Here is a 20,439-nt window from a genome sequence, read left to right as displayed (position 1 = left end):
ATCATGACCGCGCCCGCCCCCCGCGGCAAACGCAATAGGACGTGACCTTCACCGGCCCCCGGCGGCACCGCCGAGGCCGCTCGCGCGGAGTGTCAGGTTGAGCCGCCCGGTCAGGCCGAGCCCGGCCGGGGCGGTGCCCGCGAGGACGCGCGGCACGCCGTGGAACGCGAGGCGCGAGGGCCCGCCGAACACGAACAGGTCGCCGCTGCGCAGCTCCAGGTCCGTGTACGGCCGCGTGCGCGTCTCGGTGTTCCCGAACCGGAAGACGCACGTGTCGCCGAGGCTCAGCGAGACCACCGGCGCGTCCGAGCGCTCCTCGCGGTCCTGATGCATGCCCATGTGCGCGTTCGCGTCGTAGAAGTTGACCAGCGCCATGTCGTAGTCCGGGTGCGGCGCGGCCCCGTACGCGGCGTCGAGCGCGCGGTGGGCGAGGTCGCCGAGCTCGGGCGGGAACGCCTTGACTGGGGCGCCGTCGTCGGTGGTCCGCGAGTACGCGTACGGGCGCCAGTGCCAGCCCAGGCACACCTGCTTGGCGCTCATCGTGCCGCCGCCGGGCGTGCGGACCTCGCGCATGCCCGCCGGGCCGCGGGCCCACTCGCGGCAAGCGGCGACGAGGTCCCGCTGGCGGCCGGCGTCGAGCCAGTCCGGCACCAGCACCGCGCCGGGCGCGACCTCGGTGCGGGTCCTGGGGAACAACTCGTCGCTCACGGCATCGAAGTCTAGGCCGCGGGCGCGGCGGCGTCCCAGTGCCGGAGATGGGCCCGCACCGACCAGGCCGAGACGCGGTCCGTGTCGGGCTCGGCGGGGAGGGGGGTCCGGCCGGTGTCGAGGAGGGTCTCGATGCGGTCGCGGACGGCGGTGATCTCGGCGAGGACGGTGTCGAGGCCGGGGACCTTGCCGGACTTGACGGCGAGGACGCGTTCGCGCTGCCCGGCGGGCATGGGGAGGGTGAGGCGGGCGTGCTCGGTCATCTCCAGGCCCTGGAGGCCGAGGCGGAGGGCGTGGGAGGCGAACTTGGTGTCGTAGCCGTGGGCGGCGACGAGTTCGGGGCGCTTGGGCATGTCCTTCTGGCGGCCGCGGCCCAGGAGCATGGCGACCTGGCCGTCGAGGTAGCCGATGCAGCGGCGGGCGGCGTGCCGGGAGAGGAACGCCGGGCCGAGGGCTCGCAGCTCGTCGCCCAGGGGCGTCGAGTGGTACACGGACGCCTCGGGCGCGTGGAGGAGCAGCAGCAGGTTCGGGTTGCCCGCGATGGCGAGGCGCAGGAACTTGCGCAGCGAGTACAGGGTGCATTCGCGGTCCCCGGCCTGGGACCGGTGGCCCTCGGGGCGGTCGCGCCACGTGTGGTGGTCGAGGGGCCCGGCCAGGCCGAGGACGTGTTCGGCGGGCTCGATGAAGACGCCCGCCTCGTCGTGGTCGCTCACGCCCGCGATGGCGAGCCCGTGGACGCCCGAGCCCGCCTCGGTCCGCAGGATCTCGTTGGCGCGGGCGGTCGCGCCGTCTTCGTCCGTGCCGTGCTCGTTCACGTCGTCTCCGTTCACAGCCGCGGGTCCACCGGCTCGGATTCGAGGGCCAGGATCGCGAACACGTACTGGTGGATCTGCCACAGTGGAGCGTTCTTCGCCACGAGGTCGAGGGCCTCGACGCCGAGGGCGTACTCCCGCAGCGCCTGGGACCGCTTGTGCTGCAAGCGGCGTCGGCGCAGGTCGGCGAGGCGCTCGGGGTCGGTGTAGTCGGCGCCGTAGATGATCCGCAGGTACTCCCGGCCGCGGACCTTCAGGCCCGGTTGCAGTTTCGGGCGGTCCTCCAGGACCGGCTTGACCACCATGCCCTCGCCGCCGGAGGCGCACAGGTCGAGCCACCAGCGGGTCGCCTCGTCCTCGTCGGGCGTGCCGAGCGCGACGAAGCGCCGCCGCGTCTCCAGCAGCAGCCCCGAGGCGTCGGCGGCGTTGAGCGCGTCGAGGACCTCCAGGTGCCAGTCGTGCCGGTGGTCGGCGAGGTTGCGGCCCTCGGTCGCGAGGACCTGGAACGGCGCGAGCCGCACGCCGTCGAGTCCCTCGGTCGGCCAGCAGTACCGCTGGTACGCCGCCGCGAACGCCTCCATGTTGGCGCGGCGCGAGGCGGTCCGCGCGGCGATCGCGGCCACGTCGAGGCCCCGCGCCGCGGCGGCGTCCAGGATCGCCGAGGCGGCCGGGAGCGCGGCGAGGCCCGCGGCGGCGACGCCCGCGAACTGGTCCTCGATGAGGTCGCGGGCCTTCGCCGACCAGGGGAGCAGCTCGCAGTCGAGGAGCATCCAGTCGGTGTCGAGGCGGTCCCACAGGCCCGCGGCCGCGGCGGCGTCGGCGACGCGGCCGAGCAGGTCGCCGGTGAGCGCCTCGTCCTGGAAGAACGCGCGGCCGGTCCGCGTCAGGAGCGCGCCCCACGGCGCCGCGTCGAGTCCGAAGCGGCGCCCCGCGGTCGCCTCGTCGCGGCACACGAGCGCGACGGCCCGCGAGCCCATGTGCTTCTCCTCGCACACCACCCGCTCGGCGCGCCCGCGGTACTGCGCGAACGCCTGCGCCGGGTGCTCCAGGTAGCCGTCCATATCGGAGGCGTCGACGGGGGCTATGGTCGGCGGCAGGTAGACCAGGCGCCGCGGGTCGTCCGCGAAGCGGCTCATGACCTCCAGCGCCGCCGCCGCGTTCTCGGCCCGCACCTTCACCGTGCCGACGAGCCCGGTCTCCAGGTGCCGGTCCCCGGTGACGTCGGTGATGTCGAGGGTCGCCGCGTCCCGCTCGGCCGCGGCGGGGACGAGCGGGCGGGCCGGCTCGTACCACTCGCGCTCGGCCTCGACCGCGACGAGCTCCCGCTCCGGGTAGCGCAGCGCGGTGAGCCTCCCGCCGAAGCAGGCGCCGGTGTCGAGGCAGATCGTGTTGTTGATCCACTGGGGATCGACGGTCGGGGTGTGGCCGTAGACGACCGCGGCCGCGCCGCGGTACTCCTCGGCCCACGGCAGGCGCACCGGCAGCCCGAACTCGTCGGTCTCGCCGGTGGTGTCGCCGTACAGCGCGAACGAGCGCACCGCGCCCGAGGCGCGGCCGTGGAACTCCTCCTTGAGGCCCGCGTGCGCGACGACGAGGTTCCCGCCGTCGAGCAGGAGGTGCGCCCGCAGCCCGTCCATGAAGGACCGGGCCTCCTCGCGGAACGCCGCGTCCTCGGCGCCGAGCTGCTCCAGCGATTCGGCCAGGCCGTGCGCGACGGTGACCTTGCGGCCGTTGAGGGCCCGCACGAGCTTGTGCTCGTGGTTGCCCTGCACGCACAGCGCCGTCCCGGCCGCGGCCATGCCCATGACCAGGCGCAGCACGCCCGGCGTGTCGGGCCCGCGGTCGACCAGGTCGCCCACGAACACCGCCTTGCGGCCCTGCGGGTGCGCGGCGTTCACGGCGCGGCCCCGGTCGTCGCGCTCGATCGCCCAGCCCAGTTCCGCGAGCAGCGCTTCGAGTTCGGCGCGGCAGCCGTGCACGTCGCCGATGAGGTCGAACGGGCCGGTCTCCTCCTTGCGGTCGTTCCAGGACTTCTCGGTCACGACCCGCGCGGCGGCGACGGCCTCGGCCCCGTCGAGGTGGTGGACGCGCCGGAAGCCCTCCTTCTTCAGGTGCTTGAGGCTGCGCTTGAGGTCGCGGTGGTGGCGGCGCACGACGGACTCGCCGAAGTCCCGGTCCGGCCGGGACCGGTTGCGCGCCGCGGCCACCGACGGCTCGACGTCGAGGACGACCGCGTCCACGAGGACGTGGTGCGACCGCGCGAGATCGACCAGCTCGGCGCGGGCGCGCTCCTGCACGTTCGTGGCGTCCACGACGGTGAGCAGCCCGAGCCGCAGCCGCGTCCCCACGATGTGGTGGAGCAGCTTGAACGCCTCGCCCGTCGCCGCCTGCGCGGTCTCGTCGTCGGCGACGAGCCCCCGGCAGTAGTCCGAGGAGATCACCTGCGTGGGCTTGAAGTGCGTCGCCGCGAACGTCGACTTCCCGGAGCCGGAGACGCCGATGAGGACCACGAGGGACAGTTCGGGGACGCTGATCGCCTGCGCGGCAGGCATGGTCGCATCAGTCACGGTCGGATCAGGCACGGTCGAACACCCCCATCTGGGTCGGGGTCCCGGCCTCGGGGTCGACGGTGCCGACCCCCTCGATCCGGACCCGGTAGCCGTAGCGGTCGGCGACCGCGCCCGCCCACGCGGCGAACTCGGCCCGGTCCCACTCGAAGCGGTGGTCGGCGTGGCGCATCTCGTGCCCGCCCATGCCGTAGCGGGCGTTGAACTCGGCGTTCGGGGTCGTCACGACGACGGTGCGCGGCCGGGCCTCGCCGAACACGACCCGCTCCATCGCGGGCAGCCGCCCGGGGTCGAGGTGCTCGACGACCTCCATGAGGACCGCCGCGTCGTAGTCGGCGAACCGCTTGTCGCGGTAGACGACCGAGCCCTGGACGAGCGTGAGGCGCGAGCGGCGCCGCTCGCTCATCCGGTCGGTCCGCAGCGCCCGCTCGGCCATGCCGATCGCGCGGGACGAGACGTCGGCGCCGGTGATCCGCGTGAACCGCGGGTCGTCCAGGAGCGCGGCGATGAGTTTGCCCGAACCGCACCCGAGGTCGAGCACCGAGGCCGCGCCGGACGCGGCGAGCGCGTCTACGACGGCGCCGATCCTGATGCGGTGCAGCGGGAGCGACTGCTCGGCCGTCTCGGCGTCCTCCGCGAGGTCCGCTTCGGGCCCGGCGGTCTCGGCGAGTTCGGCGAGCCGGTCGAACGCGGCCCGCTCGTACGACTTCCGGTGCGCCAGATAGCGGGCGGCGATGAGGCCGCGCAGCGGGTGGGCGGCGAGCCACTCGCCGCCGGAGCGCACGAGTTTGTCGACCTCGCCGATGTCGACCCAGTAGTGCTTCGCGTCGTCGAGCACCGGCAGCAGCACGTACAGCTGGCTCAGCGCATCGGAGAGCCGCACCTCGCCGCGCAGGCGCACGTCCACGTACCGCGAGTCGGCGTCGAAGCCCGGCAGCGGCACCGCCTCGGCCCGGACCTCCCACCCCAAGGGCGCGAACAGGTCCCGCACCAGCTGCGGCCCGCCCGTGCACGGGACGGCGGGCAGCCCGATCTCCAGGGGCAGCGCCGCGGCGGCCAGCTCCGGCCGGTCCTCGCTGACGCCGGTCCGGGCGGTGGAGAAGACCTTCCCGAGGGCCACGGCCAGGAGCGAGGAGGCCGCGTAGGGCCGGTCGTTCACATACCGGCTCAGGGAGTCCCCGCCGGAGGAGCGCGCGTGCGAGCGCGCCAGGCGCGCGGCGTCGACCTCCAGCAGGAGCGCCGCCGTGCACCGGTCCTCGCCCGCCTCCGGATAGCACACCCACGCGGTCCCGAAGGTCTGCTCGAACGACTGGACCCGGTCGGGGTGCTTGCGCAGCAGGCGACCCAGGTCGGTCGCGGGCCTCGCGGTGGTGGTGATCGTCAGCAGCACCTGCCGATCATGCCACCCGGTCCGCACCCGCAGCGACCTGGTTTCCCGAGGCCCGCGGGCCCGGCGCGGCGGGTCTCACGCCGTGTCCAGGAACGCCCTGATGCCGGAGACCACCAGCTCGTGGTCGTCCATCGAGGACAGGCCCGAGGCGGTGACGGCCGCGACGACGCCGACGCCGCGCACCCGGACCGGGAAGGAACCGCCGGTGACCGCGTACACGGCCGGGTCGAGCCACCCCGTCGCGCCCGGGTCCACGCCCTTCGCCTTGAGCCGCTCGTTGACCAGCGCGCTGCTCGCCTCCATGCGGAGCACGACCGCCGACTTGCGCGCGATCCACGACTCCTGGTCCGGCCCGCTGCCGGGCAGGGCCGCGCGGAACAGGATCAGGCCGGGGCGCCTGACGTCGACGCCCACGCCGTGCCCGGCGTCCCGCGCGATCGCGGTGATGCGCGAGCCGAGCGCCCACGCGTCGTCGTGGTCGAACCGGTCGAAGACGAGGTCCCGCTCCTGCTGCTCCAGCGCGGTGATCAGATCGGCCATGAACGCTCCCCGGTGCTCCGCGGCCCCCGGCCGGGGCGCCGTCCTCCAGGAGCGTAGCCGCCGGAGCGTCGCCTCGGCCCCCGGAAGCGTCCTAGCCGTCGAAGGCCGCGAGCTTCGCCCGCACGGCCTGCGCGTCGGGGTGGTGCAGCTCGTCGAGGATCGCCAGGCCCCGCTCCCAGGTGCGGCGGGCCGCGGCGCGGTCGCCGTGCTCGGCGTGGGCGTCGGCGAGCTTGAGGACCGTGGAGGCCTCCTCGTGGCGGTTGCCGAGGTCGCGGTAGAGGTCAAGGGACGCATGGAAGTGCGCGACGGCCTCGTCGTGCCGCCCGAGCCCGCGGAGCGCGTGGCCGAGGCTGTCGAGGGTCGCGGCCTGGCCGTGGCGGTCGCCGGTGGTGCGCATGAGGGCCAGCGCCTCCTCGCAGTACCCGATCGCCTGGGCGTGGTCGCCCGCGAGCGTGTGGTTCCAGCCGATCGCGTTGAGCGCGTTGGCCTTGCCGACCTGGTGTCCGACACGGTGGTACAGGTCCAGCGCCCGCAGGTCGCTGCCGACGGCCTCGGCGAACCGGCCCTGCCGGTGCAGCAGCCGGGCGTGCACGTACCAGGTGTGCCCCTGCTCCAGGAGGTCGCCGCGCTCGCGGCACAGCGCCTGCGTCCGGTCGAGGATCGCGGCGGCCTCGTCGCCGCGGTCGAGGCAGCTCAGGGCCTCGGCGAGCAGGCGGCCGGTCTTGACCTGGGCGCGGACGTCGCCGAGCCTGCGGGCGGCCTCGATCGCGACGCCGAAGACGGCGGCCTGCTCGTGGCGGCGACCGCGGTCGAGGTAGTCGCGGAGGGTCCACGCGAGCTGCCAGCAGTGCCGGTCGTAGCCGTGCTCGGCGGCGAGGCCGACCGCGGCCGTGAGGACCGCGCTCTCGGTGTGGAACCAGGCCATGGCCTCGGCGGCGTCCGCGAACGCGGCGGGGGCGGTCCCGTCGAGGGCCGGGACGAGGTCGAGCGGGTCGCGGTGGGGGTCGAGGAGGAGGTTCGCGGCGTGCGCGGTGTGCAGGCACTCGTCGAGGAGCCTGCGCACCGCGCCACGGCGCTCGGCCGAGGCGAGTTCGGCGGCGTAGGCCCGGGTGAGGTCGTGGAAGCCGAAGCGGCCGGGGCCGGACTCGTTGAGGAGGTTCGCGCGGGTCAGCTCGGTGAGCAGGAGCCGGGTCTCGCGGGCCGGGGCGGCGGCGACGGCCGCGGCCCCGGCGAGCGCGAATGTCGGTCCGGGGTGGACGCTGAGGAGCCGGAACAGCCGCGCCGCGGCCGGAGTGAGGTCGCGGTAGGAGCAGGCGAACACCGTGCGCAGGTCGGTGCTCCCGTCCGGGTCGGCGAGCGCGTCGAGTCGCCGCTCCGCGGGCCGCAGCTCCTCCGCAAGGGCCGCAAGGGGAAACGCCGGGTCGTTGACGGCCCGCGCGGCGGCGACGGCGAGCGCGAGCGGCAGTCCGGCGCACGAGGCGATGATCTGGCCGAGGGCCTCGGGCTCAGCGGCGGCCCGCCGGTCGCGCAGTCGCCGGCGCATGAACCGCTCGGCGTCGGCGGTGCCGAGGACGGCCAGGCGCAGCGGCCTGGCGCCGGCGGCGGTGAGCGCGGAGAGGCGGTCGCGGCTGGTGACGAGGACGAGACCCCCGGCGGTGCCGGGCAGGAGCGGGCGCACCTGGGCGGCGTCGCGGGCGTTGTCGAGCACCATGAGGACGCGCTTGTCGGCGAGGGTGCTGCGCAGGAGCGCGGACCGAGCGTCGGCGCCCTCGGGGAGGTGCCCGGCGGGGACGCCGAGCGCGTCGAGGACGGCGTGCAGGGCCTCGCCGGGGTCCATGGGCGCCGCGGCGGGGTCGAAGCCGCGCAGGTCGAGGTGGATCTGGCCGTCGGGGAACTTCGCGGCGACGCGGTGGGCCCAGTGGAGCGCGAGGGCGGTCTTGCCGATCCCGCCGGGCCCGGACAGGACGGCGACGGCCTCGCCGCCGTCGGCGAGCAGTCCGTCGAGTGCGTCCAGTTCCGTTGCGCGCCCGGTGAAGTGCGCGGACGCGGCGGGGAGCTGCCGGGGGACCGGAGCGAGCCGCGCGCGGGCGGCGGGCTGGAGCCCGGGGTCGTCGGCGAGGATGCGCCGGTGCATGAGCCGCAGCTCCCTGTCGGGTCCCGTGCCGAGTTCGTCCATAAGGGTCTCGCTGGTCTCCTGGAAGACCGCGAGGGCCTCGCTGCGCCTGCCGGAGCGGAACAGCGCGAGCATGAGCTGCGCGGCGAGGTGCTCCCAGAGCGGCTGGCGCGCATGCCATGTCCGCAGCTCGCCGACGAGATCGGCGTGGCGTCCGAGGTCGAGTCCGGCGGCGACGTACCGCTCGAACGCGAGGTCGCGCCGCTCGCGCAGCGGGGTGCGCACTTCCTCGAACCTGCTGCTGCCCTCGACGTCCTGGAAGGGTTCGGCGCGCACGAGCGCGAGCGCGGCCCGGTACGCCTCGGCCGCGTCGGCCAGCCGCCCCTCGTCCCGCGCCCGCTGCGCCGCCGCGGCGTGCAGGTCGAACTCCCAGACGTCGAGCTCGCCGGGCGCGACCCGCAGCCGCAGGCCCTGGTCCCACACGATCCGCGGCTCGGGGTCGGCCGGATCGTGCAGGGCCGCACGGAGTTTGGAGACGTAGCCGCGGAGGTTCACCCCCGCGGACGGGGTCGGGTCGTCCCAGACGAGGTCCATGATCCGGGCGCGGCTGACGGGCTCGTCCGGGGCGGTCAGGAGCGCCGCGAGGACGGCGCGCTGGCGCGGGCCGCCGAGGGGGACCGTCCGCCCGCCGGTCTCGACCCGGAGCGGACCGAGTACCGAGAAGCGCATACGGCACAGCCTCAAAGGAATCGAGCCCCCGTCCGGTCCGCGCGGGGGCGTGTCCTCGCCGCGCGCCCGGCGGCCGCGGCGGCTCCCCGCACTCGGCTCCGGTGTCGGCGTCGAGTCCGAAAGGGGCAGCGGCCACTATATCCGCGCCGGGCGGGCGCGTCGACGCGGCGTCGCCCGGCTCCCGCGGCGTGGGGAGCCGGGCGACGGCGGCCGAGCAGCCGTTCCAGGGCGGTCGCGCCTCAGCCGCAACCGCTTCCGCTATGCGCAGGAGTCGGCGGCGGCGAGGGCCTGGACCTCGGACAGCGCGGCCGCGTCGGGCTTCGCGTCCGCCAGGGCCGCGACGAGCGCGTCGGCGTCCTCGCCCGCGAGGATCTCCTCCACGCCCTCGTCGACGTGGACGTCCTCGTCGGCCGCGAAGGCCGCCGCGGACTTGACGGTCCCCTCGGACTCGCCGTTGCCGAGCGTGCCGCCGTCGAAGGGGATCTCGGAGCCCTCGCCGAGGCCGCGCCACTGGGCCGGGCGGGAGTCGCCGCCCTCGGTGCACACGGCCTCCTCCCAGCGGATCGCCATGACGTACTGGTGGCCGACCTCGACGCGCGGGAAGCCGTCGAGGGCCATCTCGATCGGGTCCTCGGCCTCGGCGTTGAAGTGCCAGCCGAGGGCCGAGTACTCCCAGGTCTCGGGGGCCGCCTGCGGGGCGCCCTCGCGCGACCACAGGACGTCCTCGACCACGAGCGAGACGGTGCGGCCGATGATGCCCTCGCCGCGGTCGAGCTCCTCGGCCTCCGGTTCGATCGCCTCCTCGGCCACGGCCTCCACGACGATCACGTGGTCGGCGTAGGTGACCCAGTCGGCGGCGGTGATGCTCGGGAGGTGGTCGCTGCCCTGCGCGAGCAGGACCTCCTCGGTCTCGGGTGCGGCCCGGTCCTCGGCCGGCGCGCCCAGGGCGGCGACGGCGACGCCGGTGGCGGAGGCGGCCGCGATGACGCCTGCCGCCGCTGCGATGCGGGTTCTGATGCGCACGGGTCCTCCTCAGTAGGTGGCGTTGATGTTCTCGATGTTGTTGGCCTGCAAGCCTTCTTCGTCGCTGGTCGGGGTCTCCATGCACCCGAGGAGCTCGTCGGTGTTGGACCGCATGGGGGAGGACTTGTTGCCGTGGAGCAGGCCCACGGCGTGCCCGGTCTCGTGGCAGGTCAGGCCCTTGACGTAGTGGCCCCCGCCGCGGATGCGGATGTACTGCTGGTCGCACTTGAGGGTGGACGCGGCGTTGTTGCAGAAGGTCACGCCGTCGGCGCTCGCGGACATGCCCACGGCGCTCTCCTCGTAGACGATGTCGGTCTCGGCGCTGCCGGAGAACTCGGGCGTCGTGTCGAGGGAGACGGTGAAGTCGGTGGGGCCGTAGACGCTGTTCATGACGCTGATGACGACGTTGCGGTCCTCGGTCTCCAGCATGTTGGTGCCGCCGCTGTCCATGTAGTACGTGAGGGCGGCGTTGTCGGTCTGGCAGGAGACCTGGCCGTCGGGGCCGCTCTCGCTGAAGCACCCGGACTGCTCGTACTGGGTGGGGTACATGTTGTCGGTGTACGCCGCCCAGGCGACTCCGGCCGTGACCGCCACGGTCGTGAAGACGGCGGCGGCCAGGCACACGGCCCTGACGCCCGACCGCTTCGCCGAAAGTATCGACATAGGACATTCCCTTCCGGCCGGTCCAGGGGCGACGCGGCCTCCGTCAGCGTAGGGAGCGGGCGGTACACGCGCCGTACACGAGACGTACAGACCGGCCGGTCCGCGCTCCCCGGGCCGTCGCGGGTCCTCGGGCTCCGCGAGCGAACGTCGAGCGGCCCCGGCGCGTCCGCGCCCGGATCACTGGAAATCCGGACGAAATACTGGTAAACCAGTACCGGAGCGGCGGCACCCGCGAGACGCAGAACACATTCGCTTGCAGAAATAGAGGCATCTACCTACATCGAGCCCTGTGCGGCGGCCCGCCGCGCGGAGCCGGACCCCCTGCCCCACCCCCGGCCCCCCGCGGCCGAACAACCGGAGGACCACATGACCACCCCCGACAGCACCAGATCCCGGCCGAGCTGGCGGACCGTCCTCATATGGACGGCGATATCCGTCGCCGCGGCCGCCGCATGGGGCGTCATCGCCCTGGCCCGCGGCGAAGAGGTCTCCGCGTTCTGGCTCGTCCTCGCGGCCCTCGGCTCCTACGCCATCGGCTACCGCTTCTACGCCCGCTTCATCGCCGTCAAGGTCCTGCGCGTCGACGACACCCGCGCCACGCCCGCCGAACGGCTCGACGACGGCGTGGACTTCCAGCCCACCGACCGCCGCGTCCTCCTCGGCCACCACTTCGCCGCCGTCGCGGGCGCCGGACCGCTCGTCGGCCCCGTCCTCGCCGCGCAGATGGGCTACCTGCCCAGCACCATGTGGATCATCATCGGCGCCATCTTCGCCGGGTGCGTCCAGGACATGGTCGTCCTCTTCATCTCCATGCGCCGCAACGGCAGGAGCCTCGGCCAGCTCGCCCGCGACGAGATCGGCCCGATCGGCGGCGCCGCCGCGCTCGTCGGCGTCTTCTCCATCATGATCATCCTGCTCGCGGTGCTCGCGCTCGTCGTCGTCAACGCGCTGGCCGCGTCGCCGTGGGGCACGTTCTCGATCGCGATGACCATCCCGATCGCGCTGCTCATGGGCTTCTACATGCGCACGCTCAGACCCGGCAGAGTGCTGGAGACGAGCCTCATCGGCGTCGCCCTGCTCGTCCTCGCGATCGTCGCGGGCGGCTGGGTCCAGGCCTCCTCGTGGGCCGACGCGTTCACCCTCAGCCCGCAGACCCTCGTGTTCTGCCTGGTGATCTACGGGTTCGTGGCCGCGGTGCTCCCGGTGTGGATGCTGCTGGCGCCGCGCGACTACCTGTCCACGTTCATGAAGATCGGCACGATCGGGCTCCTCGCGGTCGGCGTGCTCATCGTCGCCCCGGTCCTCCAGACCGAGGCCATCACCGACTTCGCCCTGGACGGCACCGGACCGGTGTTCTCGGGCAAGCTGTTCCCGTTCGTGTTCATCACGATCGCGTGCGGCGCGCTCTCGGGCTTCCACTCCCTCATCGCCTCCGGCACCACGCCGAAGATGATCCAGAAGGAGTCGCAGGTCCGCATGATCGGCTACGGCGCCATGCTGATGGAGTCGTTCGTCGCCGTCATGGCCCTCATCGCCGCGTGCATCCTCGACCCGGGCCTGTACTACGCCATGAACGCCCCCGCGGGCCTCCTCGGCACCACAGTGGAGTCCGCCTCGACCGCGGTCGCCAACCTGGGCTTCACCATCACTCCGCAGGATCTCCAGGCGGCCGCCGACGCGGTGGGGGAGGAGTCCCTCGTCGCCCGCACCGGCGGCGCGCCGACGCTCGCCGTCGGCATGTCGGAGATCCTCTCCTCGGTCTTCGGAGGCGACGGGCTCAAGGCCTTCTGGTACCACTTCGCCATCATGTTCGAGGCGCTCTTCATCCTCACCACTGTGGACGCCGGCACCCGCGTCGGGCGCTTCATGCTCCAGGACACCCTCGGCAACGTCTGGAAGCCCCTCGGCCGCGTCTCCTGGAAGCCGGGCATCTGGGCCACCAGCGCGGTCGTCGTGCTCGCCTGGGGCTACTTCCTCTACGCGGGCGTCAACGACCCGCTCGGCGGCATCAACCAGCTCTTCCCGCTGTTCGGCATCGCCAACCAGCTCCTCGCCGCCATCGCCCTCACCGTCGCCACCACCGTCCTCGTCAAGAGCGGACGCCTGAAATGGGCGTGGGTGACGGCTGTGCCGCTCGCCTGGGTCGCCGTCGTGACCCTCACGGCCAGCTGGCAGAAGGTCTTCTCCACCGACCCGCGCATCGGCTTCTTCGCCCAGCGCGAGCGCTACGCCGACGCCCTGGGCCAGGGCGAGGTCCTCGCCCCGGCGAAGGACCTCGACCAGATGCGGACCGTCGTCACCAACTCCACCGTGGACGGCGTCCTCGCGGCGTTCTTCGCGATCCTGGTGGTGATCGTCATCCTCAACGCCGCCTGGGTCTGCTGGCGCGCGGTCCGGGCGACCGAACCGCTCCCGTCCACCGAGGCCCCCTACGTCGAGTCGAGACTCCTCGTCTCGGCCGGGCGCTTCTCCTCCGCGAAGGACGCCGACCCGACCGAGGACCGCCCGTGACGGCCCGCCGCCTGCTCGGACTCGTCCGGTGGTACCTCCGGGAACTCACCGGCGAGTCCGCCTACGACCACTACCTGGAACGCCACCGCCTCGCCCACCCCGGCGTCCCCGCGATGCCCCGCCGCGAATTCGAACGCCGGCGCACCGACCGCGGGGACGAGCACCCACGGACCCGCTGCTGCTGACCCCCACCCCGAGTTCGGCGCGGCCGCACCACGACCGCGTCGAACTCGGCGATTCGGATCAGCGTGCGCAGAGGAGCACCCCACCGCTGCGCTCGCCCCACCCCTCTACCGGCGGAAGTACTCCTGCGCCCGCGCGATCAACTGCTCACGATCACGCGGCGGCACCGAGAACCCCTGGGCTCGCACGTGATCGACGAACGCCGCCGGGAGCCGCAAGTGGTACTTGCGCACGTAGTGCGGAAGGTCGATCCTCCAGATCCAGGTGTTGTCGCTCGCCAGCGACGAGCCCCCGATGATCTCTCCCCTTCCGTCGATCACGTCCTGAGTGGTCTCAGTGAAATCCACGAGCGGATGCCCGTGTTCGAGATACTCGGCGATCAGACCTTCATCGGGCTGCGCAGTCTCGGAGACGACATCATGAATGCTCCCCTGAGAAAAACTGCTGTTCGGGTCGAGTTCCGCGAAGAATCCAACCAGATTCATTGCACTCCTACAATGCATAGACGCTCACACCAGAGGCATTCGAAATTTCCTGAGCCACTCCAGATGCACCTGAATGGCATACGGGCAGTCTGATCGGCCCGCCGTGTGGTGGCGGGTCACAACCCCGGAATATATGCGATGTTCGCCCGGTATGGGGTACAGCGAAAGCCGTCGCCCTGCTCAGTGGACCGGAGCGGTCGCGGGCGGTGTGATTCCTTGGAGCCCTATGGCTTTGCGGATCGCCGATTCGCGCATCGGGCGGGGGAGGCGGGGGAGGAGTTTGGACAGGATTCGGGCGTTGGGGCTGCTGAAGTACTCGGCTTTCGGGTGGTGGTCGGTGACCGCGGCTGTGATGGCGCGGACCGTTCCGGTCGTCGGCTCGGGCTTCTGCTTGGCGCCCGCCTGCGCGGCCGCCGCCAGGTGGTTTCGGTAGAGCGCGAGGCGTTCGGGCGGGACCTGTGCTGCGCGTTGGGCTGCGGCGGCTTTGGTGAAGACCTCGGTGTCGACCAGGCCGGGGACGACGACGGAGGTCGGGATGCTCCAGGCGGCGAGTTCGCCGCGGAGTGCCGTCGTGAGGGAGTGGAGGGCGGCCTTGCTCGCGGAGATGGGGCCGTTCATGGGCATGGGGAGGTAGGCGGTCGGGGCGCCGACGTTGACGATTCGGCCGCGGCCCGTGCGGAGGAGGGGGAGGGCGGCCTTGAGGAGGCGGATCGGGCCGAGGACGTTGACGGCGAACTGGCGCAGGAGCTCGTCGTCGGGGACGAGTTCGAGCGGGCCCTGGACGATGACGCCCGCGTTGTTGACGACCGCGTGGAGGGAGCCGTGCTCGGCGGTGACGCGGTCGATCGCGGCGGCGACCGAGTCGGGGTCGGTGACGTCGAGGCGGAGTTCGCGGATGCCGTCGGCGCCGTCGAACGGGCCGTGGCCGGTGCGGCGCACGCCCGCGTAGACGAGGAAGCCGCGGCGGGCGAGTTCGAGGGCGGTCGGGGTGCCGATGCCGCCGTTCGCGCCGGTGAGGAGAACTGCGGGGGTGTCGTTCATGATCGCTCCAGAGGTATGAATGAACATGTAAGCTATGACGTGTATAAAGCTACATGTTGATGCGACCGCTGTCAAGCCCGGCCATCGGGGCGGCGGCTAGACTCGTCCGAGCTCCGACCGGCGGGGCCGAGGTCAGGAGGACAGCGATGTCGTTGCGGTACGCCCTGCTCGGGCTGCTCGCCGATGCCCCCGCGAGCGGGTACGACCTGACGCAGCGCTTCGAGAAGCAGCTCCAGCTGATCTGGCCCGCAAAGCATCCGCAGATCTACGGCGAACTCGGCAAGCTCGCCGACGCCGGGCTCATCACCGTGGACAGCGAGGGCCCGCGGGGGCGCAAGGTCTACCGGATCACCCCCGAGGGCCTCGCCGAGGTGCGGCGCTGGCTCACCGAGGTGCCCGTCGACCACACCGCCCGGCTCGAATCCCTGCTGCGCTCGCTCTTCTACTGGCTCATGGACCCGGAGGAATTGGGGGAGCACCTCGCCTCGGAGGCCGCGTTCTACCGCGCCGCCGCGGCCGGGTTCCGCGAGTACGCGGCGGCCAAGGACCGCGGCGAATACGGCGACGCGCCGTCCGTGAAGTCCATGCGCATGACGATCGAGGCCGGGATCAGGCTGTATGAGGCCCTTGCGGACTGGGCCGAGTGGGCGCAGGAGGCGCCGCGGCCCGGCGCGGGGGCCGACGACCGGTAGGGGTGGGGTGCGAACCGGGGCGAAGGCGGACGAAGTTGATTGACAGGTTTGTATCTGTATGCAAACCTTAATGAAATTCGCCCGACCTTTCGCAAAGGAGCGCGTATGCCCCTGAAAACCCTGTTCGCCGCCGCCGGGGCGCTGGCCCTGGCGCTGACGCTGTCGCTGGACACGCCGGCGCCCGCGGCCGAGGAGCACGACCACCCCGACGACATCCTGACGCTGACCGTCATCACCGACCCCACGCCCGAGCAGCTGGAGGCCGCCGCGAACGACGACCCCGGCGTGTCCGCGCAGCGCGCCACGGGGACCACCTACCCGCCGGACATCGACGGGAACGTGCCGACGTACTACGGCGGCGACTGCTACGACAACGTCCTCGCCTACGCCACCTGGTGGTCCGTGGGCGACTGGTACATCGTCTACGACAAGTGCGAGATGGAGCGCTACGGGGCGGGCCAGTCCGACTGGGACCGCGTCGGCGCGCACGAGAAGGCGCACACCGACGGCTGGGGCCACGGCGAGGAGCCGCGGGCGCTGAACGCGGCCTTCGATCCCGGCATCGTCATCTGCCGCTGCTAGCAAGAGAGAGCGCTCTCTGTGGTTCGCCCGCAGGGAGCGCCCTCACCGCCCGGCGGTGACCTCCTCCCGCATCAGGGCCTTGACCAGGCGTCCGATCCGGAACGTCAGCAGGATGAGCACGAGCCCGTTGAGGGCGTGGACCAGGAACAGCGACTGCCCCCATAGGGTGCCGGGGACGTTGACGAGGGCCAGGCCGTGCTGGAGGAGCACGAGGAGGGTGCCGAGGGCGGTGAGCCACACCGGTTTCGGGCCGAGGCGGGCGGCGAGGGCGAGGAGGATCGCCGCCGCGTACAGGTACAGGAGCGCGTCGCCGTTGCGGAAGTGCAGCTCGAAGCCGGGGCCGATGCCGCCGCCGTAGCCGACGCCGAACCCGGCGAGCGCGAACTGGACGACGAGCAGGACGAGCAGCAGGACCATCCACGCGCGCAGGATCATCGCGAAGGGCCGGTTCATGCGGGCACCGCCTTCGCGAGGGCCTTCTCGGCGCGCTTGGCGTCGACCGCGCGCTTGGCGAGGCGGGCGACGGCGAGCTGGATGAGGAGCACGCCGAGGCCGTTCGTGGCGTGGAGGGCGATGCCGACGCCGCCGGGGACGCCGTCGGTGCCGAAGCCGTACGCGAGCGCGCCCTGCATCCAGATCATGAACGTGGACAGGGCCGTGAGCAGCACCGCCTTGCGGCCGGGGCGGGCGATGAGCGCGAGGACCGTCGAGAGCAGGAGCCAGAACATGAGCATGCCGCCGTTGCCCGCGTGGACGATGAACCGCTCGATGCGCTCGCCGCCGGTGGAGACGGCGCCCCACCCGGCGAGTCCGATTTGGAGGACGAGGAGGACGACGACGAAGCGCGTCCATCCGAGGAAGACCAGTTTCACGCGGGCCAGTGTGCCGCCGCGCCCGCCGTCCCGGGATCGCCCGGGAGTTGTCAATCGGCCTACATCGCGGGAGGTACGGCCCGCTCGGGGCGTACCTCCCGGCGCAGGCGCAGCAGCACCAGTGCCGCCGCGGCCGCGGCGAGGTCCCCGGCCGCCAGGCCCGCCCAGATCCCGTTGGGGCCCAGAGGACTCAGCGCCAGCACGGCGGGGATCTTGAGGACCAGAAGTGTGCCGATGGAGATGAGGTACGAGGGCCCCGGGGCGCCGACGGCCTGGAAGTACGCGGAGACCAGCAGCGGCACCCCGGAGGCGGCGATGCCGATCGCGATGAGCCGCAGCGCGGTCGCGGCCTCGGGGGAGGCCGTCCCGAGGAGCGCGGTGGTGATCGGCCCGGCCAGGAGCGCGGTGAGCGCCGCCGCGGCGGCGCTGTAGGCGAGCGTGGTGCGCAGGGCCAGCGTCCTGGTCCGCACGACCCGGTCGGCGCGGGCGCGGCCGGTGTTGAAGCCGACGATCGGCTGCATGCCCATGCTGATGCCCTGCTGGGGCATGACCGCGAAGACCTGGACGCGCGCGGCGACCGCGTACGCGGTGACGGCCGCAGCGGCTCCGAGGAGGTTGTTGACCAGGAGCGTCAGCGCGGTCGCGCCGAGCCCGGCGAGCATCGACGGGGCGCCGACCGCCAGGAGCGACCGGAGCGTGGGCCAGTGGGGGAGCAGGTGGGCGGCGCGCACGCGGTAGGGCCGGTCGCGCTGCCAGAAGAAGAACCACAGGGCCATCGCGGCCGAGACCGCCTGCCCGCCCGCGGTGCCCAGGGCCGCGCCGCGCACGCCCATGCCGAACCCGTAGATGAGGACCGGGTCGAGGACGATCTGCACCAGGACCGGCACGACCCACTGCATCGTCGCGAACCGAAGGCGCCCTTCGGCTCTCATGAGGCTGGAGAACCCGGTCCCGACGAGGGTCGAGGCGAGGATGACGACGGCGTAGTCGCGGGCGTACCCGCGCATCTCACCTTCCGCGCCGAGCGCCGTCAGCAGCGGTCCGAGGCACGCCAGGCCCGCGACGGCCATCGCGAGCGCGCCGGTCCAGAACAGCAGGAACGCGTTCCCGGCCGCCCGCGCCGCGCCGGCCGCGTCCCCCGCGCCGAGCCGCCGCGACACCAGCGACGCCCCGCCGACCCCGACGGTGGTCGACAGGGCGCTGAGGACGAGGAGCACGGGCGCGACGAGGTTGACCGCGCCCATCGCGGTCGGGCCGACGCCGTGGGCCACGAACGCGGCGTTGGTGAGCGCGTAGATCCCGTAGATCCCCACGGACATCGTCGCCTGCGCGGTGCCGTGCCACAGGAGCCGCCCGACGGGGGCGTCGGCGAGCGCCCTGACGCCCTCGGCGGTGCGGGCGGTCACGAGTCGAACCGGGCCATGAGTCCTTCGAGCTGCCCACGCGCCCAGTCGTACTGCTTCGTGTCGGTGTGCCCGCGGTAGTCGGTCTCGATGACCATGACGAGCAGGAGATACAGCCCGTAGAGGCGGCGCCGCCTCCGCTCGGTCGCGGTGAGCGGCCCGCGGCCCCAGCCGCGCCCGAACGCCTCGGCGTCGGAGATCGCGGGCAGCTCGGCGCCGCAGAACCCGGCCTCCATGAGCGGGTCGCCCCAGAAGGCCCGCTCGTGGTCGATGACGCACACGATGCGGCCGTCGCGGACCATGGCGTTGCTGGGCCACAGGTCCCATTCGACGAAGCGCGGCTCGGTCACCTCGTCGAGGCTGTCGGCGTGGGCCGCAAGGATCTCCCGGATCGCGTCGTACCCGAAGCCGAGGTCCACGCCGCGGCGCTCGCCGTCGGCGAGGACGTCCTCGGCCATGCTCCCGAACGCCTCCCGCCACGTGCCGAAGCGGGGGTCCAGGAGGGGCCCGAACCCGGCGCCTTTGATGCCGTTGAGCCGCGAGTTGAGCGCTCCCAACTGCTCCCAGTAGTCCGCGAGCGCCTCCGGGGACAGCGAGTCCTGCACGATCCCGATGTTCTCGGCGTCGATGTACGGCATGAAGAAGTACGGGGCGTCGCACAGCTCCAGGCTCGCGTCGGCGAAGTGCACGTCGGGGACCGGCACGTCGGCGTGCTCGCGGATGAGCGCGAGGGACGCGAGCTCGATGCCCATGGCGCCGCGCTCGTACGTCATGACCTCGACGCCCGGCGGGGGCGCGATCTTGAGGACGACCCGCGAACCGTCGCGCAGGCGCAGCAGGTACGCGACGTTGAACCAGCCGTGCCCCAGCTCCTCGAAGAAGTCCCCGCCGACGGGAGCCCGGTCCTCGCCGTAGGCGCGGGCGGCCATGGCGCGCAAGATCTCCGGGCTCTGGCGGTTCTTGGTGATGCTCTCCATCAGGGGTGGTCCTCTCGCAGGGTGATCCGCCGGACGGCCTCGGCGACGATACTCGGGTCGCAGGGCTCGGTGTCGAGCGCGCGGTGGATGGTGAGGCCCTCGATGAGCGCGTCGACCATCCGCGCGGTGGCGGGGTCGAAGTGGCGTTCGAGGGCGGCGCGGGACCGGGCCATCCACGCGTTCGTGAGCGCCCGGAACGCGGGCTCGCGGGCGGCGAGCGTGTACAGCTCGTGGGTGAGGACGAGGTCCCGCTGGGTCCCGAACACGCTGTCGGTGATGATCGCGACGACGGCCTCCGCGGCCGCCTCGGGCCCGTCGGCCGCGGCCATGGCCGCCTCGAACCCGTCGCTGACGGCGGTCCCGAAGCGCGTGAACGCCTCCCGGAGCAGCTCGTCCATCCCGGCGAAGTGGTAGGTCATCGAGCCGAGCGGGACGTCCGCGGCGGCGGCGACCCTCCGGTGCGAGGTGCCCGCGACGCCCGCTTCGGCGATGACGTCGAGGCACGCGGCGATGATCCGCTCCCGCCGGTCGGGGTCGCGGCGCCGGGCCCGGGGCTCAGTCAACGGTCCGGATCACCTTGGCGGGGTTGCCGACGGCGACGACGTTCGCGGGCAGGTCCTTGACGACCACCGCGCCCGCGCCGACCACGGTGTTCTCCCCGATGGTGACGCCGGGGCAGACGATCGCGCCGCCGCCGATCCACACGTTGTCGCCGATGGCGATCGACTTGGCCGCCTCCAGCTTGTCGCGGCGCGGGCCCGGCTCGACCGGGTGCGTCGGGGTCAGGAGCTGCACGTTCGGGCCGATCTGGACGTCCTCGCCGATGACGATGGGCGCCACGTCGAGCGCGACGAGCCCGTAGTTCGCGAACGACCGCGCGCCGATCCGGATGTTGGACCCGTAGTCGACGTACAGGGGCGGGCGGATGAACACGCCCTCGCCGACCTCCCCGAGCAGCTCCTCCAGGTGCTTCCGCGCGGCCGCGTAGTCCTCGGTGAACTCGGCCCGGTACCGCTCGGCGAGCACGGCGGCGCGCGCCATGAGCGCCTCCAGCTCGGGGTCGTCGGCGAGGTAGTAGTCCCCGGCGAGCATCCGCTCGCGCATCGTCCGGTCGTCCCCGGCGAAGTGGTCGGTCATGTGGACGACCG

Annotated in this window: 20 protein-coding genes; 4 read left to right on the top strand and 16 right to left on the bottom strand. The window is 72.9% G+C overall.

Features of this window, described 5'->3' with window-relative positions; genetic code table 11:
- Positions 1-48: 48 nt before the first annotated feature.
- The 8 genes from ACFFXY_RS16340 to ACFFXY_RS16305 form a co-directional block, all read right to left on the bottom strand.
- The gene (locus ACFFXY_RS16340) at positions 49-708 is read right to left on the bottom strand and encodes an alpha-ketoglutarate-dependent dioxygenase AlkB family protein (protein ID WP_382352675.1); all 660 of its coding nucleotides are present in this window, start codon (positions 706-708) and stop codon (positions 49-51) included.
- Positions 709-719: 11 nt separating this feature from the next.
- Positions 720-1,538, bottom strand: a complete 819-nt coding sequence (locus ACFFXY_RS16335) for a nucleotidyltransferase domain-containing protein (RefSeq protein WP_382352672.1) — start codon at positions 1,536-1,538, stop codon at positions 720-722.
- On the bottom strand, positions 1,535-4,072 hold the full coding sequence (locus ACFFXY_RS16330) for a polynucleotide kinase-phosphatase (protein ID WP_382352669.1): 2,538 nt from the start codon (positions 4,070-4,072) through the stop codon (positions 1,535-1,537). Before ACFFXY_RS16330 ends, ACFFXY_RS16335 begins: the two co-directional genes overlap by 4 nt.
- A gap of 22 nt (positions 4,073-4,094) precedes the next feature.
- Positions 4,095-5,477 carry a 3' terminal RNA ribose 2'-O-methyltransferase Hen1 gene (locus ACFFXY_RS16325; RefSeq protein ID WP_382352666.1) on the bottom strand — a complete coding sequence of 461 codons (1,383 nt, stop codon included), beginning with the start codon at positions 5,475-5,477 and terminating at the stop codon, positions 4,095-4,097.
- Between the two features lie 75 nt (positions 5,478-5,552).
- Complete coding sequence (locus tag ACFFXY_RS16320) at positions 5,553-6,017, bottom strand: heme-degrading domain-containing protein (RefSeq protein WP_382352663.1); 465 nt, start codon at positions 6,015-6,017, stop codon at positions 5,553-5,555.
- Between the two features lie 91 nt (positions 6,018-6,108).
- Entirely contained in the window at positions 6,109-8,859 is a 2,751-nt protein-coding gene (locus ACFFXY_RS16315) for an AfsR/SARP family transcriptional regulator (RefSeq protein ID WP_382352660.1), read from the bottom strand.
- 258 nt (positions 8,860-9,117) lie between these two features.
- Entirely contained in the window at positions 9,118-9,882 is a 765-nt protein-coding gene (locus tag ACFFXY_RS16310; protein WP_382352657.1) for a hypothetical protein, read from the bottom strand.
- A 9-nt stretch (positions 9,883-9,891) separates the two neighbouring features.
- Positions 9,892-10,545, bottom strand: coding sequence for a zinc metalloprotease (locus ACFFXY_RS16305; protein ID WP_382352654.1), 654 nt, complete (start codon positions 10,543-10,545; stop codon positions 9,892-9,894).
- A gap of 366 nt (positions 10,546-10,911) precedes the next feature.
- On the opposite strand from ACFFXY_RS16305, the gene ACFFXY_RS16300 reads away from it, so the two are divergent.
- Together ACFFXY_RS16300 and ACFFXY_RS16295 are read left to right on the top strand one after the other, a co-directional pair.
- The gene (locus tag ACFFXY_RS16300; RefSeq protein WP_382352651.1) at positions 10,912-13,056 is read left to right on the top strand and encodes a carbon starvation CstA family protein; all 2,145 of its coding nucleotides are present in this window, start codon (positions 10,912-10,914) and stop codon (positions 13,054-13,056) included.
- Positions 13,053-13,241, top strand: coding sequence for a YbdD/YjiX family protein (locus ACFFXY_RS16295; protein WP_382352648.1), 189 nt, complete (start codon positions 13,053-13,055; stop codon positions 13,239-13,241). The genes ACFFXY_RS16300 and ACFFXY_RS16295 overlap by 4 nt, the downstream gene beginning before the upstream one ends.
- Before the next feature lie 105 nt (positions 13,242-13,346).
- On the opposite strand, the gene ACFFXY_RS16290 is transcribed toward ACFFXY_RS16295, so the two are convergent.
- Positions 13,347-13,724, bottom strand: a complete 378-nt coding sequence (locus ACFFXY_RS16290; protein ID WP_382355576.1) for a hypothetical protein — start codon at positions 13,722-13,724, stop codon at positions 13,347-13,349.
- A 180-nt stretch (positions 13,725-13,904) separates the two neighbouring features.
- The gene (locus ACFFXY_RS16285; protein ID WP_382352645.1) at positions 13,905-14,765 is read right to left on the bottom strand and encodes an SDR family NAD(P)-dependent oxidoreductase; all 861 of its coding nucleotides are present in this window, start codon (positions 14,763-14,765) and stop codon (positions 13,905-13,907) included.
- Between the two features lie 146 nt (positions 14,766-14,911).
- Here ACFFXY_RS16285 and ACFFXY_RS16280 point away from each other — a divergent pair, with 146 nt between their 5' ends.
- Together ACFFXY_RS16280 and ACFFXY_RS16275 are read left to right on the top strand one after the other, a co-directional pair.
- Positions 14,912-15,457, top strand: a complete 546-nt coding sequence (locus ACFFXY_RS16280) for a PadR family transcriptional regulator (protein WP_382352642.1) — start codon at positions 14,912-14,914, stop codon at positions 15,455-15,457.
- Between the two features lie 105 nt (positions 15,458-15,562).
- Positions 15,563-16,039, top strand: coding sequence for a hypothetical protein (locus ACFFXY_RS16275; RefSeq protein ID WP_382352639.1), 477 nt, complete (start codon positions 15,563-15,565; stop codon positions 16,037-16,039).
- Positions 16,040-16,081: 42 nt separating this feature from the next.
- On the opposite strand, the gene ACFFXY_RS16270 is transcribed toward ACFFXY_RS16275, so the two are convergent.
- The 6 genes from ACFFXY_RS16270 to ACFFXY_RS16245 are packed head-to-tail and all read right to left on the bottom strand — an operon-like array spanning position 16,082 to position 20,428.
- Complete coding sequence (locus ACFFXY_RS16270) at positions 16,082-16,492, bottom strand: hypothetical protein (RefSeq protein WP_382352636.1); 411 nt, start codon at positions 16,490-16,492, stop codon at positions 16,082-16,084.
- Positions 16,489-16,911 carry a hypothetical protein gene (locus tag ACFFXY_RS16265; protein WP_382352633.1) on the bottom strand — a complete coding sequence of 141 codons (423 nt, stop codon included), beginning with the start codon at positions 16,909-16,911 and terminating at the stop codon, positions 16,489-16,491. The genes ACFFXY_RS16270 and ACFFXY_RS16265 overlap by 4 nt, the downstream gene beginning before the upstream one ends.
- Before the next feature lie 59 nt (positions 16,912-16,970).
- On the bottom strand, positions 16,971-18,317 hold the full coding sequence (locus tag ACFFXY_RS16260) for an MATE family efflux transporter (protein ID WP_382352630.1): 1,347 nt from the start codon (positions 18,315-18,317) through the stop codon (positions 16,971-16,973).
- Positions 18,314-19,291 carry a phosphotransferase family protein gene (locus tag ACFFXY_RS16255; RefSeq protein ID WP_382352627.1) on the bottom strand — a complete coding sequence of 326 codons (978 nt, stop codon included), beginning with the start codon at positions 19,289-19,291 and terminating at the stop codon, positions 18,314-18,316. Before ACFFXY_RS16255 ends, ACFFXY_RS16260 begins: the two co-directional genes overlap by 4 nt.
- On the bottom strand, positions 19,291-19,854 hold the full coding sequence (locus ACFFXY_RS16250; RefSeq protein ID WP_382352624.1) for a TetR/AcrR family transcriptional regulator: 564 nt from the start codon (positions 19,852-19,854) through the stop codon (positions 19,291-19,293). Before ACFFXY_RS16250 ends, ACFFXY_RS16255 begins: the two co-directional genes overlap by 1 nt.
- On the bottom strand, positions 19,847-20,428 hold the full coding sequence (locus ACFFXY_RS16245; RefSeq protein ID WP_382352621.1) for a sugar O-acetyltransferase: 582 nt from the start codon (positions 20,426-20,428) through the stop codon (positions 19,847-19,849). The genes ACFFXY_RS16250 and ACFFXY_RS16245 overlap by 8 nt, the downstream gene beginning before the upstream one ends.
- Between the last annotated feature and the right edge of the window lie 11 nt (positions 20,429-20,439).

The organism is Glycomyces mayteni (assembly GCF_042428885.1).
Lineage (GTDB): Bacteria > Actinomycetota > Actinomycetes > Mycobacteriales > Micromonosporaceae > Glycomyces > Glycomyces mayteni.
The sequence above is the reverse complement of the archived record's forward strand: the minus strand, read 5'-3'. Positions and strand labels throughout refer to the sequence as shown.

Bases quoted from the DNA above. Each gene is read 5' to 3' on its own strand.
- ACFFXY_RS16300 (WP_382352651.1), top strand. From the start codon at position 10,912: ATGACCACCCCCGACAGCACCAGATCCCGGCCGAGCTGGCGGACCGTC.
- ACFFXY_RS16280 (WP_382352642.1), top strand. From the start codon at position 14,912: ATGTCGTTGCGGTACGCCCTGCTCGGGCTGCTCGCCGATGCCCCCGCG.
- ACFFXY_RS16270 (WP_382352636.1), bottom strand. From the start codon at position 16,492: ATGAACCGGCCCTTCGCGATGATCCTGCGCGCGTGGATGGTCCTGCTG.
- ACFFXY_RS16315 (WP_382352660.1), bottom strand. From the start codon at position 8,859: ATGCGCTTCTCGGTACTCGGTCCGCTCCGGGTCGAGACCGGCGGGCGG.
- ACFFXY_RS16245 (WP_382352621.1), bottom strand. From the start codon at position 20,428: ATGACCGACCACTTCGCCGGGGACGACCGGACGATGCGCGAGCGGATG.
- ACFFXY_RS16275 (WP_382352639.1), top strand. From the start codon at position 15,563: ATGCCCCTGAAAACCCTGTTCGCCGCCGCCGGGGCGCTGGCCCTGGCG.
- ACFFXY_RS16285 (WP_382352645.1), bottom strand. From the start codon at position 14,765: ATGAACGACACCCCCGCAGTTCTCCTCACCGGCGCGAACGGCGGCATC.
- ACFFXY_RS16255 (WP_382352627.1), bottom strand. From the start codon at position 19,291: ATGGAGAGCATCACCAAGAACCGCCAGAGCCCGGAGATCTTGCGCGCC.
- ACFFXY_RS16305 (WP_382352654.1), bottom strand. From the start codon at position 10,545: ATGTCGATACTTTCGGCGAAGCGGTCGGGCGTCAGGGCCGTGTGCCTG.
- ACFFXY_RS16320 (WP_382352663.1), bottom strand. From the start codon at position 6,017: ATGGCCGATCTGATCACCGCGCTGGAGCAGCAGGAGCGGGACCTCGTC.
- ACFFXY_RS16290 (WP_382355576.1), bottom strand. From the start codon at position 13,724: ATGAATCTGGTTGGATTCTTCGCGGAACTCGACCCGAACAGCAGTTTT.
- ACFFXY_RS16330 (WP_382352669.1), bottom strand. From the start codon at position 4,072: ATGCCTGCCGCGCAGGCGATCAGCGTCCCCGAACTGTCCCTCGTGGTC.